We start from the raw sequence: 14558 nt of genomic DNA, 5'->3' as shown, positions 1-14558 counted from the left end.
AGGGAGCCGGGCCGTTCGCGTTGTGTGAGGTTCGCCCCGGTGAGCCGATCGCGGACGTGACGCCCCGGTAACATGGGGTCTCCGCCGCGGCAACGGCGCCGCCCAAACGTCTCACCGTCCGCGTCCGCGCGGAGTTACGAGGATCGTGGTGGCTAGCCCCAATACCCCCGTTCTGATCACAGTGACCGGTCCGGACAAGCCAGGTGTGTCCTCGGTCCTGTTCGCCGTCCTGACCAGGCACGGTGTGGAGATCATCGACGTCGAGCAGGTGGTCATCCGCGGCCAGTTGGTGCTCGGCGTGCTGGTCGACACCACGCACGACCCCGAGGGGCTCCAGGAGTCCGTCGAGCAGGCCATGGCGACGGTGTCGATGCGGGTCGAGGTCGAGGTCGGCGCCGACCCGAGCTCCGGTGCGCGGCAGGGTTCGTCGCACGTGCTGGTGGTCCTGGGCAGGCCGGTGACCGCGCGCGCGTTCACCGAGGTCGCCCGCAGGCTGGCCGCCCTCGGCGTGAACATCGACGCCATCCGCCGCGTGGCCGACTACCCCGTCACCGGCCTTGAACTGCATGTCTCGGTCGCGCAGGACACCCCGGAGGCCGACGCGCGGCTGCGTGAGGCGCTCGCGGACGTCTCGGTCCGGGTGGGCCTCGACGTCGCCGTCGAGCGCGACCAGCTTTCCCGGCGGGCGAAGCGGCTCATCGTGTTCGACGTCGACTCGACGCTGATCCAGGGCGAGGTCATCGAGATGCTCGCCGCCAAGGCGGGCGCCGAGGAGCAGGTCCGGGCGGTTACCGAGGCGGCCATGCGCGGCGAGATCGACTTCACGGAGTCGCTGCACCACCGGGTCAGCCACCTCAAGGGCCTGCCCGCGTCGGTCCTCGACGAGGTCGCCAAGGACCTGGAGCTGACGCCGGGCGCGCGCACGACCGTCCGCACCCTCAAGCGCCTCGGCTTCCGTTGCGGTGTGGTTTCGGGCGGCTTCAGCGCGGTCATCGACCGGCTGGTGGACGACCTGGACCTCGACTTCGCCGCCGCCAACGAACTTGAGATCGTCGACGGCCTGCTCACCGGCCGGGTGATCGGCGAGGTCGTCGACCGCCAAGGCAAGGCCGTGGCCTTGCGCAGGTTCTCGGAGTCCTTCGGGGTTCCGCTGGCCCAGTGCGTGGCGGTCGGCGACGGCGCCAACGACATCGACATGCTCGCCACGGCGGGACTGGGCATCGCCTTCAACGCCAAACCGGCGCTGCGCGAGATCGCCGACACCGCCCTGTCGCACCCCTACCTCGACGTCGTGCTCTTCGTCCTCGGTGTCACCCGCGCAGAGGTCGAGGCCGCAGACCTCGCCGACGGTTTGGACCTAGAACGCCAGTGACCATCCTCGACCCGCTCGCCGCCCGATATGCCTCGTGGCTGGGGCTGCCCGCCTCGGCCACCCGCGACACCGCCGACGAAGACCCGGAGCACGTGCGGGCGATGCCGGTGATCCTGCGGATCGAACGGGACGCCCCGGCCCGCACCCCGCTGCTGGAGGCGGCAGCCGCGGCGGCGGTGGCGGTCTGCCTGGACCCGCGGGCCGCGCAGGACGGACCGTGGCACGACGACGTCGACGCCTGGGTCCGCGGCCGAATCCGCAAGGTGTCCCGGCGGGCCAGGGGAGTGCAGTGGACGGCGGTGCAGGCGCTTCCCGGGGTGACTGTGGATGTCGATGGCGCGCAGGCTCGGGCCCTGGTGCCCGGCCTGGTCGCTGAGGTGCCTCGGGAAGTCTCGAAGCTGCAGATATCCGGCAGCGATCTGCCGCTGGATGAGCCAGGTCCGGTCGAGGCGGGGGTGCCGGTGTTGTGGTGCAACCCATCGGTGCCGATGACGGCGGGGAAGGCAGCGGCCCAGGTTGGGCACGCGACCATGCTGCTGGCGGCGCTGCTGGAGCCTTCGGCTTTGGACGGCTGGCGGGCCAACGGGTTTCGGTGTGCGGTGCGGACACCGACGAAAGCGGCGTGGGAGGCGTTGCATCCGGGGGATTCGCCGGATCACGCTTGGAAAGACCGGGGCGTATTGGCTGTTCGGGATGCCGGGTTCACTGAGGTGGCACCGGGGACGGTGACGATCCTGGCTCAGTGCGCGGGTGGCTAGCCGGCTGTGAGGATGGTGCATGAGGCGATCCACGCGGTGAGCAGGAGTAGCCAGGCCACGATTTGCCAGTGGACTGTCTTTCGGCCGTGTCGGACGGCGATGCCGCCGGCTATGGCGATCAGCAGCACTCCCGCCACCATGGCTGCCGTCGGCAAGACGAGCACCAGGGTTTGGTTCCTCGGGTCGCAGATGGGTTTGTCGTTTCGGGAGCGGCAGCTGTCGGAGGCCATGAGCATCATGCCGAGGATCGGCACCGTGAGCACCCACGCGCCCGCCAGTGCTGCTGAACCGAGGATCACCGCAGTCCACGAGACGTGATGCTGCGCGATTGGCGGGTTCTGTCCCACTCCGCCCTTTCCGTTGTGTTTTCCCCCGTTGGGGTTGATCGGGCGCACCTCATCCTCGATATCCACGATGGTCTTGTTCTGGTCGGGCGGTGTCAAGGACGGCCGTCGTTGCGCGATCGGTTGCTTGCTTGCTGTGCTAATCAGGCGACTCGTGATCTCGCCCCCGGAGGTGATCGGTGCTCGCGTACGCTCCCGGGCCGTGATGGTGAAGACGTCTGGGACCGTGCGGCGGATCGATATCGTGCCGGTGGTGAAGCTGGTCCCGTCCTTGTTCGGCGAGTGGGCGCGGCTTGAGTTCGACGGGTCGGGGGCGGTGCTCAACCCGCTCACCGGGGCCGCTGTTCCCGCGTTCGCGCTCGTCGAGGGTCGTCATCGGGCGGCAGGCGCGCGGTACTCCGTGACCATCGAGACACCGAAGCTTGAGTTGCCCGAGGCTCGCCGGGCCGAGTTCGACCGGGAGATGGCGGCGCTCGGCGGCGGCAGGCACACCGAGGAAGAGTGGGCGGCGCACTACCAGCGGCGGAACGACGCGATGGTGCGGGTGGGGGTCGAGCAGTCCACCTGTTTCGTGACTCTCAAAGAGGACGACGCGCGCGGTATGGCGGCGACGGTGAGCGAGGACAGGGGGCGGTGGGCCGTCACCGTCGACCTCCGCCGTGGGGTGTTGCCGCGGATCGAGGTCGCCGGATGGGTGGACCTGACCGCGATGATCAAGGACGAGGTGGGCTCGGGCTGCCTTGCCCAGCTGCTCGGCGGGTCGGGGGAGGGGTCGGCCACGCTGGATCTTGGCACCTTGGCAGGCAACGGGGGCGGACTGCTCGAAGCCAAGGGGCAGGCGAACCGGTTCCGCGGCGCCACCCAAGCCGAGGTCGCCGGGTCGGCCAGGGAGTGGAAACTCGATGGCGCTTTGTCGCTGCGTGCCCGTGGGCTGGGTCGGGTGGTGCTGCTCGTCGCGCGCAGGCGGATCCGCAGGCACCTCGAAGGCGAGATCAAGCGGTTCTGGGCGTCCTCCGCGGACTGGGTCACCACCGCGGAAGCCGACCTGCGCGCGCTCGCGGCGGCGGCGGAGCGGGAGGGCGGCGAGGAGGTGCTCGTCCGCCGGATGCTGTGGGACGCGGAGTTCGACCTGCCGCGCCCCTGAACCTCAGCGCTGCCAGACGACGAACAGACCGTCCTCAGTGGTCGTCATGGCCTCGATGAAGGCGTCGTTGTCGAAGCCCGGCATGGACTGCAGCCTGCTCATCAGGTCGTCGGCGGCCGGGTCGCCCGCGGGCACGGCGCAGCCGCCGCCGCCCGCGCGCATCAGCAGGAAGAAGACGTCCTCTTTCCACGGTCCCTCGGGCGTGGTCCGGATCGCGACCTCCGCCAGCTCGGACCAGGACACGGCCTCTTCGGTGCCGTCGGCGAGGTGCCTGCGCACGCCGTCGTCGTCGACGGTGATTCCTGCATCGCCGGGATTGCCTGACACGCGACCTCCGAAGGTGGAAATGGAAATTCTAGTTCGCCGCGTCGTCGAGTCTGCGCAGCGCGGCCCGGACGACCTCGGCATCGGTCGTGGGCCAGAACGGGGGGAGGGACGCCCGCAGGAAGCCGCCGTAGCGCGCGGTGGCGAGGCGTGGGTCGAGGATCGCGACGACGCCGCGGTCGTCCATGGAGCGCAACAGCCTGCCCGCGCCCTGCGCGAGGAGCAGCGCCGCGTGGGTGGCGGCGACGGAGAGGAAACCGTTGCCGCCGCGGGCCTCCACGGCACGCTGGCGGGCGGAGGCGAGCGGGTCGTCCGGTCGTGGGAACGGGATGCGGTCCATGACCACAAGCGACAGTGACGGCCCGGGGACGTCGACGCCCTGCCACAGCGACAGTGTCCCGAACAGACACGTCTGCGGGTTCTCCGCGAACTTCTTGACCAGCAGCGACGTCGAGTCGTCGCCCTGGCACAGGATTTCGACGTCGGTCCGCTCTCGCAGTTCGGCGGCGGCGTTCTTGGCCGCGCGCATCGACGAGAACAACCCCAGGGTGCGCCCGCCCGCAGCCTCCACCAGAGACTTCAGTTCCTCGAGGTAGGCCTCGGGCAGGCCGTCGCGGCCGGGAGGGGGCAGGTGGCGGGCGGTGTAGAGGATGCCGCTGCGCGCGTGGTCGAAGGGGGAACCGACGTCGATGCCGGTCCAGCGGATCGAGTCCGGCGCGACCTCCTTCTCGGAGGCCATGCCGTCGACCTTCTCGCCCGCGCTCTGCCCGGGCAGCCCCCACTGCCGGGCGAGCGCGTCGAAGCTGCCGCCCAACGTGAGCGTCGCGGAGGTGAGGATGGTGGTGTTCTCGCCGAACAGCTTCTCCCGCAACAACCCGGCCACGCCCAGGGGCGCAACCTTCAGGGTCGGCGGGCGCGGGGTGTTCGAGCCGTAGTCGCCGGTGATCCAGACGACGTCGCGGCGGTGGGCGTCGTCGGTGTCGAACGCCTCCAGGACGCGGACCGCGTTGTCGTGGACCTCTTCGAGGACGGACATCGCCAGCTTGCGGGCGGCGACCACGTCCGCGTCGGCCCCGCGCTCGGGGCCCAGCGAGGAGATGCAGTGGTGGGCGGCGTCGCGGATCGCGGTGATGGTGACCCGCAGCGGCTCGGGGATCTTGTCGAGACGGCCGGTGGGGACGTCTTCGAGCAGCATTGCCAGGCCGTCGCCGCACTCGTTGAGCCGGTCGGCCGTGTCCTCCTCGACCAGCCTGCCGACCCTGCGTGAGGCGATGGAGACCATGGCGGCGGACAGCTCGCCCGTGGCCACTGAGGTGACCCGGTCGACCAGGTCATGGGCCTCGTCGACGATCACCACGTCGTGCTCGGGCAGCACCTGGTAGCCCTGCAGCGCGTCGATGGCGAGCAGCGCGTGGTTGGTGACCACGACGTCGGCTCGACCGGCCTCCGCGCGCGCCTTCTCGGCGAAGCAGTCGGTGCCCATCGGACACTTCGAGGCCCCGAGACACTCCCGCGCCGACACCGACACCTGCCGCCAGGCCTGCTCGGACACGCCCGGGACCAACTCGTCGCGGTCGCCGGTCTCGGTGTCGCTGACCCACTCCCGCAGGCGGGTGACCTCACGCCCGAGCCGGGAGATGGCGAACGGATCGAAGAGCGCCTGGTCCTCGGGCTCGTCCTGCGGCCCACCGTCGAGGCGGTGCAGGCACAGGTAGTTGCGCCTGCCCTTGAGGATGGCGAACGTCGGCGTGCGCTTGAGGGGCTTGGCCAGCGCCTTCGTCAGTCGAGGAAGGTCACGGTCGACCAGCTGGCGCTGCAGGGCGATGGTGGCCGTGGAGATGACCACCGTGCTGCCGTTTGCCACCGCGTGCCGCACTGCGGGGACGAGGTAGGCCAGGGACTTGCCGGTGCCCGTGCCCGCCTGGACGGCCAGGTGGTCGCCGGTCCGAATGGACGCGTCGACGGCCTCGGCCATCTCCACCTGCCCCGGTCGCTCGGCGCCGCCGACCGCGGTGACCGCGGCGGCGAGCAGCTCACGCAACGAGGGGAGGTTGTCCGGCACAGCACAAGACGGTACCGGGGTGTACTGACAAGCCGAGGCCACCCCCAAGCGCCACGCCGCGGCCCGGTCTGTCCGGAACCGGACGCCCGCCCACCAGCGTCACGCCGCGGCCCGGTCTGTCCGGAACCGGACGCCCGCCCACCAGCGTCACGCCGCGGCCCGGTCCCCGACAGTCTGCTGAGCGACGTCGCCCACCGTCCCGATACGCAAGGGGTCGATCCCAACAGGCACCCAGCCACAAGAACCGCGGCTCCTAGTGGTCCAGCGCCACCACAGACGTGTGCGTCTCAGTGTTGCGCCGGGTCTTGGTCCACCCGTTGTTCCCCCGGATCATCCGGATCAGCGCACGCCAAGACGTGATGTAGAACGTGTAGATGTACAGCGCGTAGCCGAACCCATAGGCCACGCCGCGCAGGAAACTCTTGTCCGGTTCGCATTTCTTGCGGTAGATCGGTCCCCAGATCAAGAAGGGCATCAGCCCGAACGACCCGTACGTGGCGAACAGCAGCCAGGCGCCGCCGGAGAACCACTCCCACACCGCCACCGGGTCTTCGGCCGCCCGGAAGCCCAACAGAACGAACGGGATCGGGTAGATGAGGGTGCCCAGCAGCTGCATCCACGGCTGCGCCAGGTAATAGAGCATCTCGGCGGCGCCCAGGGTGGACAGGTGCCGCGAGTCCCAGATGCGCCGGACGTATCGGGAGCACTGCATGGTGCCCTGGCCCCAGCGGGTCCGCTGGGTGAGGAACCGGCGCATGCTGTAGAGCGCCTCCTGGTCGACGTGGGTGTCCACGGTGAACCCGGTGTGCCAGCCCACGGTGAGCAGATGCACGCCGAGCTCGAAGTCCTCCAGCAGCGCGCCGCGCCACGGGCCGGCGCCCTCGACGATGCTGTCCAACGCGGACAGTCGGGTGAACTGGCCGTTGCCGCCCATGGAGATCGTGCCGGTGTGGCCGCGGGAGAGCTGGATCGCGGCGATCGCGCTGCGGAACTCCAGGTCCTGCATGCGGACCAGCGCCGAGCCGAAGCGCTTGGCGAAGAACCCGCCCTCGGCGGGTGGCATCCCCCGGTTGCTCATCCGGACGTCGACCTGCACGGCGCCGACCCGGCCGTCGCCGAAGAGGTGGCCCGCAGAGCAGACCTCGAGGCAGTTCGCCGCGGGCCTGCCGTCGGCGTCGACCACGACGATGATCGCCCGGTCGGTGTCGGCGTGCTTGCCCATCCAGTGCTTGAGCGCCCGGTAGGCGGCGTTGAGCGCGTCGCCCTTGCCGGTCCTGGCCAGCGGCCGCCTGCGCTGCACGAGGTGCAGGTGTTTGTCGCCGCTGCCGCCGTGCCTGGGGCCGCGCAGGGAGGTGACCACCGCCGCCGTGCCGTCCTCGGAGTCGTCGTCGATGACCCAGACGTGCGCGTGCGGGAACGTGGTGCGCAGGTAGACAATCGTGTCGGCGATGACCGGCTCCTCGTCGCGGCAGGGCACGAAGAAGTGCCATTCCAGCCGCGCGGGATCGCCCGTGGGAAGCGGTTTGTGCCGCATGTACGGCACCACGATGAGGCACACGTAGGTCACGAACGCGACGCTCATCGTCAGCGCGAGCGCCTGGGTGAGGCCCAGCAGCAGCGAGAGGTTCAACGTTCCGCCTTGGGTTTGCGGGTGGCGAGCCAGACGAACATCACCAGGGCCGCCGCGCCGCCGATGATGCTCACCATCGATCCGAGCAGGGTGTGGCCCCAGTAGTAACCACGGTCGGTGCCCAGCCAGTCGATCAGGCCGACCAGGGTCAGGATCCGGAGTTGGTTCACCAGGATCACCGCGAGCGTCGCGATCGCGAGCGCGCCGAGAACGCGACCGGCGATTCTCGGCCGGAGCGCGATCATTACCGCGCCGACGACGAGCAACGGCAGCACGAGGAATGCCGACGTGCATTCCGGGCTCATTTGCAGGCCGAAAGCATGATCGGTTCCGAGGCCGAAATAGAGCGACTGCCGCTGCGGCGCGAGATAGACGCCCGAGGACGTGATCAGGCTCAGAATGCCACTGGCCAACGCCATTTCGCCGGTCCGGTAGGCGCGGTTCATCACGATCAGCGCCACGACGACAGCCCCGAGCGCACCGATCAGGATTCGGGATCCGACAGTGGTTCTTGGCGTGTTCGTAACCGGTAGAGACCCTGCGAACGCCACCCGGCACTCCTCCGTCTCGTGCGTCGAGTCCCCGACCCGTCATGTGACTATCGGGGCTTTCGTGAACAAACTTCATCGCCGAATCGGGTGATAACCCGGTCCAGGTGCACACTGCCGCAACGACTGACCCCACCTAGGGGTACGAAATTCGTTGAAATATCACTCGATCGGGTAGCGATCCGTTTCGATGGTCGCAATTTGGCCGTTATCACCGATACGAAGGCGCAGGCTCGGTCGCTGCCCCGAGTTCGGCTATTAGCCCCGGGCGACGAGCTTGAGTCCCAAACGAATCGGAGGATTTGATGCACAAGCACATGGTGCGTCGCGGTGGTGTGGTGGGCCTTCTGGCCGCGGCCGCGCTGCTCGTAGGCGCACTGCCCGCATCGGCCGCTCCTGGTGACGGATCAGCTTTCGTCGTCTCGGCGAATCTCACCTTGGTAGGCGGTCCGGCGATCAACGTGGGCCCCTTGGCCCCCTCCCACACTGACGGACCGACCACGGCGGAAGTGGCGAGCGTCAGCATCCCGAACGTGCTCACCGCGGGTGTGGCGACGAGCGAGGCCATCCGTGACGACGCCACCGGCGGCGTGCACAGCGAGGCCTCGGTCGCGAACGTCGCCCTCAGTCTGGGCGGCTTCTCAGGCTCGATCGGCCTCGTCGAAGCTGCCTGTGACGCCACCCAGGGCGGCAACACCGGATCCACCTCGATTGTCAACGGCACCTTCAACGGGCAGTCCCTGCCCGCCAACCCACCACCGAACACCGTGATCGCCGTCCCGCCGGGCCCGGTGCCCCCGCCGGTGCTGTCGATCACCCTCAACGAGCAGATCGTGAACGGCGACGGCAGCCTGACCGTCAACGCGATCCACATCAGGGCCAACACGCCGATCATCTCCGGTGATGTGATCATCAGCAGCGCCACCTGTGGACCGGCGGCCCCGCCGATCCCGATGGCGTCCGGCGCGGGTCTGTGGATCGGCCTGGGCCTGCTGGGCGCGGTCGCGATCCCGGTCGGCTTCAGCGTGATCCGCAAGCGGCGCACACTGGTCACCGGATAACGGCGGGAGGTCCGAGCGTGTACCGAGCTCCAGGCGGAGGTGCCGTCATCGGTGGTGGCACCGGACTCGCGGTGACCGGCGCCGACATCGGCTGGTGGCTGGCGCTGGGCATCGCACTGCTCATCACCGGCGCGTTGCTGCTGCACTCGCACCGACGCCGAACCGTCGCGGCGAAGAAAGACTGATCCACGAGGACCCCGGGCGAGACGGATTCCCGCCCGGGGCCCTCTTTTCCTTGTCTGGCAAGCTGGAGGCACCGTGGAAGTCCTGCTCCTCGTCGGCACCCGACCCGAGGCGGTGAAAGCCGCCCCGGTCGCGCTCGCCCTGGACGGCCACCCCGTGCTGCGGTCGGTCATCGTCCACAGTGGACAACATGCCGGGATGGTCGAGCAGGCGCTGGAACCCTTCGGCCTCAGCCACACCGAAGTTCTCGAAGTGAACCGGGGAACGGGCACCCAGGCCGAACTCGTGGCCGAACTGCTGCCCGCTCTCGACGAACTGCTCACCCGCCGCCGCCCGGCGGCCGTCATCGTCCAAGGCGACACGACGACGACCCTCGCGGGAGCGCTTTGCGCGTTCTGGCGCGGAATCCCGGTCGTGCACCTCGAAGCGGGCCTGCGCACCGGCGACCTCGCCGCGCCCTTTCCGGAGGAGGGCAACCGGCAGATGGTGGCGCGGATCGCCGCGCTGCACCTGGCCCCGACCGACGACGCCGCCGCGGCCCTGCGTGCCGAGGCGGTGGCCGGGCGCGACATCGTGGTCACCGGCAACACCGTCGTCGACGCCGTGCTGCACATCGCCGCGACGGACCGTCCGGCAGGCGACCCGAGCCTGGCCGCCGTCGAGCGTGACCTCGCCGACTCCGGTGGCAGGCTGGTGCTGGTCACCGTGCACCGCCGCGAGTCATGGGGCGCCCCGCTCGACGAGGTCCTCGGCGCCGTCCGCACGATGGTCGAGCGCCACCCCGACATCCGCGTCCTGCTGCCCACGCACCCGAATCCGGCCGTGGGCGCCCAGGTTCGGGCCGCGCTCGACGGCGTCGAGCGGGTGTCGGTCACGGGTCCACTCGACTACCCCGACCTGGTCCGGGCCCTGCGCCTGGCCGCCCTGGTCGTCACCGATTCCGGCGGCATCCAGGAGGAGGCGCCGAGCTTCGGCGTCCCCGTCCTGGTCGCCCGCGAGGTGACCGAGCGGCGCGAGGCCGTCCGCGCGGGCTGCGCGTGGCTCGTCGGCACCGACCGCGAGATGCTGCTCTCGGGCGCGGACCGGATCCTCGGCACGAATCTGCGTGTCCCGGCCGACCGCAACCCCTTCGGTGACGGCAAGGCCGCTGGCCGGGTCCTCGAAGCGCTGGAGCGGCTGCTGCTGCCCGGCTCAGCGCAGGGTGCCGACCAGTTGGACGTCCGCGGCGCGCAGGGTCGCGAGCGCGGTCTCGGCGGTGTCGGGGGAGACGGCGGCGGTGAGGTCGAGCAGGACGGTGGTGTCGAAGCCGTCGCGCGCCGCGTCGACCGCGGTGGCCCGCACGCAGTGGTCGGTCGCGATGCCGACGACGTCGACCTTCGAGACGCCCTTGTCCCGCAGCCACTGCGTCAGTGAGCGGCCCTCGGGCCCGACACCTTCGAACCCGGAGTACGCCGCGGCGTGGGCGCCCTTGGAGAACACCGCCTCGACCGCGGTGACGTCGAGTTCCGGGTGGAACGACGCGCCCGCCGTGCCCGCCACGCAGTGCGCGGGCCAGGTGTCGACGAAGTCCGGGTTCTCGCTGAAGTGCGCGCCCGGGTCGATGTGGTAGTCCCGGGTGGCGACGATGTGGTCGTATCCCGCCGACGCCATGTGGGCGCTGATCGCCGCCGCCACCGCCGCGCCACCCGCGACCGGCAGCGACCCGCCCTCACAGAAGTCGTTCTGCACGTCCACCACGATCAACGCGGTCCGCTCGGTCATCGCTGACTCGCTCCCTCGTGTCCTGCGCAGGACACTAGTTCATGTAGACGGTCGGGATCGCGGGCTCGCCCGCCGACAGCTTCAAGCCCTCCCACGGCAGGCTCACCAGGCCCTGGCGGACCCGCTGCCTGCTGTCCTCCAGCGTGGGCAGTCCGGCCACCGGCTGTCCAGCCCGCATCAGGGGAATCTGCAGCGGCCGATCGTGCTCGCCGACCTCCGGCTGCTCACCTTCGGCGAGGTAGACGACCTCTTCGAGCGCCGTGCCCGTCGGCTTGTGCCTGCGCAGGGCCAGCTTCCGGCCGCCGCGCGACTCCTTGTGCGAGCTGCGCTTCGCGACCGGGCGACCGGCCACCTCCACCAGCTTGTAGACCATCCCCGCGGTCGGCGCGCCCGAGCCGGTGACCAGGGACGTGCCCACGCCGTAGGCGTCGACCGGCTCGGCCCGCAGCGCGGCGATGGCGTACTCGTCGAGGTCGCCGGAGACCACGATCCGCGTCTGCGTCGCCCCAAGCTCGTCGAGCTGCTCGCGGGCCTGCCGGGCCAGCACGCCGACGTCGCCGGAGTCGATGCGGATCGCGCCGAGGTCCGTGCCCGCGACCTCGATCGCGGTGGCGATGCCCTGGGTGATGTCGTAGGTGTCGACCAACAGCGTCGTGGCCGTGCCGAGCGCGGCGATCTGCGCCTCGAACGCGGCCTTCTCCGAGTCGTGCAGCAGGGTGAACGCGTGCGCGCAGGTCCCCGTCGTGGGGATCGCGAACGTCCGCCCGGCCTCCAGGTTGGACGTGGTGGAGAACCCGGCGAGGAACGCGGCACGGGCCGAGGACACCGCCGCGTGCTCATGCGTGCGCCGCGAGCCCATCTCGATGATCGGCCTGCCGTTGGCGGCGCTCGCCATCCGCGCGCCCGCCGAGACGATGGCGCTGTCGTGGTTGAGGATCGACAGGGCCAGCGTCTCCAGCACCACGGCGTCGGCGAAGGTGCCGGTCACGGTGAGGATCGGCGAGCCCGGGAAGTACAGCTCGCCCTCGGGGTAGCCGTCGACGTCACCGGCGAAGCGGTAGTCGGCCAGCAGGCCCAGGGTGGCCTCGTCGACGACCTTCGTCGCCCGTAGGTGGCGCAGCTCGTCGTCGCCGAAGCGGAAATCGGCCAGGGCGTCGATGAACCGCTGGGTGCCGCCGACGACGCCGTAGCGCCTGCCGTCGGGCAGCCGCCGGGCGAAGGTCTCGAACACGCAGGTGCGGTCGCCAGTGCCGTCCGCGAGCGCGGCCGCCAGCATGGTCAACTCGTAGTGGTCGGTCAGCAGGGCCGTGCTCGGTGAGGTCGCAACCATGGTCGGGAAGCCTATTGCCCGGCACGTTCCCGCGGGTGGATGCGATCTGTGATGTCGTACTCCGAATGAATGAAGATCCGCCGCACCCGCGCGAAGCGGACATGCCACCATTGACACCATGACCGCCCCCGTCGACATGGAACAGACGCAGTCCGACCCGACAGGCGCCGCAGTCGTCTCCGAGGACGTGCCGTGGCAGACGGTCGTCTGGAACGATCCGGTGAACCTGATGTCGTACGTGACCTACGTCTTCCAGAAGCTGTTCGGCTACAGCCGCGACAAGGCGACGAAGCTGATGCTCGACGTCCACCACGAAGGCAAAGCCATCGTCTCCCATGGCTCCAAGGAGAAGGTCGAGGGCGACGTGGCGAAACTGCACGCCGCCGGCCTGTGGGCGACGATGGAGCATCAGTCATGAAGCCGTGGAAGCGCAAGGGTGACAAGGTCTTCGGGGAGCTCGACAAGCAGGAGGCCGCTGTCCTGCGCGGCCTGGTGTCGCAGATCGACGACATGCTCAAGGCACGCATCGAGGAGACGCCCCAGGACGAGCTGGCCGAGCTGACCGGCATCCGCACCGGCCCGACCACCTCCCCGGACGACCCGGTGCTCTCGCGGCTGCTGCCCGACTTCCACCGGCTCGACGACGACAACCCGGGCAAGGCCGAGCTGGACTCCGCCGCGGCGCTGCGCTCGATCCACGAGCCCACACTGCTCGACCTCAAGACCGGCGTCGCGGGCGTCGTGCTCGACACCTGCCCCATGTTCGGTGGTGGGGTCCGGCTCTCGCTGGAGCAGGCCGACGCGTGGCTGTCGGCGCTCAACGACGTGCGGCTCGCGCTGGGCACGGCCATCGACGTCAGCGACGACATGCCCGACGAACTGCCCGACGACGACCCCCGCAGTCCGCACCTGGCGGTGTACCACTGGCTGACCTGGGTGCAGGAGTCGCTGGTCCAGGCCCTGTCGGCGGAATGAACGCGATCACCGACGTGCCCGGCGTCCTCGTCGGCCACCACCACCGCGTCGGCGAGGGCTGGGCCACGGGCACCACGGTCGTGCTGCTGCCCGAGGGCACGGTCGGCGGCGTCGACGGGCGCGGGGGCGCGCCCGGCACCCGCGAGACCGACCTGCTGGCCCCGGAGAACCTGGTCGACCGGATCGACGCGGTCTGCCTGTCCGGCGGCAGCGCGTACGGCCTGGTCGCGGCCGACGGCGTGATGCGCTGGCTGGCCGAGCGCAACCGCGGCTTCCCGGTGGGCGCGGCGCCGCACGAGGTGGTTCCGATCGTGCCCGCCGCCGTGCTGTTCGACCTCCCGCGCGGGGCCTGGGGCAACCGGCCGACCTCGGACTTCGGGTATGAGGCCTGCGCGGCGGCGTCGACGTCGGTCGAGCAGGGCTGCGTCGGCGCGGGAGCCGGCGCCCGGGCGGGGTCGCTCAAGGGCGGTATCGGGACGGCGAGCGTGCGGGTGGGCGAGTTCACCGTGGGGGCTATCGCGGCGGTGAACGCGCGCGGGGAGGTCGTCGACCTGAAGACCGGCACCCCGTGGGCGGCCGACCTGGGCCTGCCCGGCGAGTTCCCGGCGTCGCCGGGCCGGGCGGCGGAGCTGCCGACGGTCGCGTCGGACCTGAACACCACGATCGGGGTCGTCGCCACCGACGCCAAGCTCGACAAGGCGGCCTGCCGCAGGCTCGCGATGGCTGCCCAGGACGGCCTGGCGCGCGCGGTCCGACCAGCGCATTCCCTGTTCGACGGCGACACCGTCTTCGCCGCGGCCACCGGCGCGCGCCCGGTCTCCGGCCCGTTCGAACTCGACGCCCTCTACGCGGCGGCCGCCGACGTGTTCGCCAGGGCGATGGTCCACGGCGTTCTGGCGGCGAGGACGGTCGGGGAATTGCGCTCCTACCAGGACGTCTGGTTCTAGCCGTGCGGTTATGAGTACGGTCCCCGGGTGCTCCGGGGTTCGCGTCTCCGGTGGCCGCCGGTGCGGAGATGAGGACCTCTGGCGTGCTCGGATTACCTGTTCAACGGCGTCCGTAATTG

15 protein-coding genes and 1 pseudogene are annotated in these 14558 nt (G+C 70.4%); 9 read left to right on the top strand and 7 right to left on the bottom strand.

Annotated features, from left to right (window positions below):
• Positions 1–148 precede the first annotated feature (148 nt).
• Positions 149–1372, top strand: coding sequence for a phosphoserine phosphatase SerB (gene serB, locus GPZ80_RS13325; RefSeq protein ID WP_187220638.1), 1224 nt, complete (start codon positions 149–151; stop codon positions 1370–1372).
• Positions 1369–2130, top strand: coding sequence for a peptidyl-tRNA hydrolase (locus GPZ80_RS13320; RefSeq protein WP_187220637.1), 762 nt, complete (start codon positions 1369–1371; stop codon positions 2128–2130). Before serB ends, GPZ80_RS13320 begins: the two co-directional genes overlap by 4 nt.
• Here GPZ80_RS13320 and GPZ80_RS13315 read toward each other — a convergent pair.
• Positions 2127–2573 carry a hypothetical protein gene (locus tag GPZ80_RS13315; protein ID WP_187220636.1) on the bottom strand — a complete coding sequence of 149 codons (447 nt, stop codon included), beginning with the start codon at positions 2571–2573 and terminating at the stop codon, positions 2127–2129. The genes GPZ80_RS13320 and GPZ80_RS13315 overlap by 4 nt on opposite strands.
• 106 nt (positions 2574–2679) lie before the next feature.
• Between GPZ80_RS13315 and GPZ80_RS13310 the strand changes: the two genes are divergently transcribed.
• Positions 2680–3618, top strand: coding sequence for a hypothetical protein (locus GPZ80_RS13310; protein WP_187220635.1), 939 nt, complete (start codon positions 2680–2682; stop codon positions 3616–3618).
• A 3-nt stretch (positions 3619–3621) separates the two neighbouring features.
• On the opposite strand, the gene GPZ80_RS13305 is transcribed toward GPZ80_RS13310, so the two are convergent.
• From GPZ80_RS13305 to xrtP, 4 genes are all read right to left on the bottom strand, one after another.
• The gene (locus GPZ80_RS13305; RefSeq protein ID WP_187220634.1) at positions 3622–3945 is read right to left on the bottom strand and encodes a hypothetical protein; all 324 of its coding nucleotides are present in this window, start codon (positions 3943–3945) and stop codon (positions 3622–3624) included.
• 28 nt (positions 3946–3973) lie between these two features.
• On the bottom strand, positions 3974–6004 hold the full coding sequence (locus GPZ80_RS13300) for an ATP-dependent DNA helicase (protein ID WP_187220633.1): 2031 nt from the start codon (positions 6002–6004) through the stop codon (positions 3974–3976).
• Positions 6005–6257: 253 nt separating this feature from the next.
• A complete protein-coding gene (locus GPZ80_RS13295; RefSeq protein WP_512699350.1) occupies positions 6258–7634 on the bottom strand; it encodes an XrtP-associated glycosyltransferase in 1377 nt (458 codons plus the stop codon).
• Entirely contained in the window at positions 7631–8185 is a 555-nt protein-coding gene (gene xrtP, locus GPZ80_RS13290; RefSeq protein ID WP_312880297.1) for an exosortase P, read from the bottom strand. The genes GPZ80_RS13295 and xrtP overlap by 4 nt, the downstream gene beginning before the upstream one ends.
• Positions 8186–8487: 302 nt before the next feature.
• Here xrtP and GPZ80_RS13285 point away from each other — a divergent pair, with 302 nt between their 5' ends.
• From GPZ80_RS13285 to wecB, 3 genes and pseudogenes are all read left to right on the top strand, one after another.
• Positions 8488–9243 carry a choice-of-anchor protein CoaP gene (locus tag GPZ80_RS13285; protein WP_187220632.1) on the top strand — a complete coding sequence of 252 codons (756 nt, stop codon included), beginning with the start codon at positions 8488–8490 and terminating at the stop codon, positions 9241–9243.
• Between the two features lie 17 nt (positions 9244–9260).
• Entirely contained in the window at positions 9261–9428 is a 168-nt protein-coding gene (locus GPZ80_RS13280; protein WP_187220631.1) for an LAXTG motif-containing small protein, read from the top strand.
• Positions 9429–9501: 73 nt separating this feature from the next.
• Positions 9502–10608: pseudogene (wecB, locus tag GPZ80_RS13275) on the top strand (non-hydrolyzing UDP-N-acetylglucosamine 2-epimerase); the annotation flags it as partial.
• A gap of 9 nt (positions 10609–10617) precedes the next feature.
• Here wecB and GPZ80_RS32690 read toward each other — a convergent pair.
• Both GPZ80_RS32690 and GPZ80_RS13270 read right to left on the bottom strand, forming a co-directional pair.
• The gene (locus GPZ80_RS32690) at positions 10618–11187 is read right to left on the bottom strand and encodes an isochorismatase family protein (RefSeq protein ID WP_246477042.1); all 570 of its coding nucleotides are present in this window, start codon (positions 11185–11187) and stop codon (positions 10618–10620) included.
• 34 nt (positions 11188–11221) lie between these two features.
• Positions 11222–12517 carry a nicotinate phosphoribosyltransferase gene (locus GPZ80_RS13270; protein ID WP_187220629.1) on the bottom strand — a complete coding sequence of 432 codons (1296 nt, stop codon included), beginning with the start codon at positions 12515–12517 and terminating at the stop codon, positions 11222–11224.
• Positions 12518–12635: 118 nt separating this feature from the next.
• On the opposite strand from GPZ80_RS13270, the gene clpS reads away from it, so the two are divergent.
• From clpS to GPZ80_RS13255, 3 genes are read left to right on the top strand one after another with little or no spacing between them, the layout of a single operon-like run.
• Positions 12636–12935, top strand: coding sequence for an ATP-dependent Clp protease adapter ClpS (gene clpS, locus GPZ80_RS13265; RefSeq protein WP_091383160.1), 300 nt, complete (start codon positions 12636–12638; stop codon positions 12933–12935).
• Positions 12932–13492 carry a DUF2017 domain-containing protein gene (locus GPZ80_RS13260; RefSeq protein WP_187220628.1) on the top strand — a complete coding sequence of 187 codons (561 nt, stop codon included), beginning with the start codon at positions 12932–12934 and terminating at the stop codon, positions 13490–13492. Before clpS ends, GPZ80_RS13260 begins: the two co-directional genes overlap by 4 nt.
• Positions 13489–14439 (top strand): P1 family peptidase, encoded by a 951-nt coding sequence (locus GPZ80_RS13255; RefSeq protein WP_187220627.1) that lies wholly within the window; start codon positions 13489–13491, stop codon positions 14437–14439. The genes GPZ80_RS13260 and GPZ80_RS13255 overlap by 4 nt, the downstream gene beginning before the upstream one ends.
• Positions 14440–14558: the final 119 nt, after the last annotated feature.

It is taken from the genome of Actinokineospora xionganensis (assembly GCF_014323725.1).
Classification (GTDB): Bacteria; Actinomycetota; Actinomycetes; order Mycobacteriales; family Pseudonocardiaceae; genus Actinokineospora; species Actinokineospora xionganensis.
The sequence above is the reverse complement of the archived record's forward strand: the minus strand, read 5'-3'. Positions and strand labels throughout refer to the sequence as shown.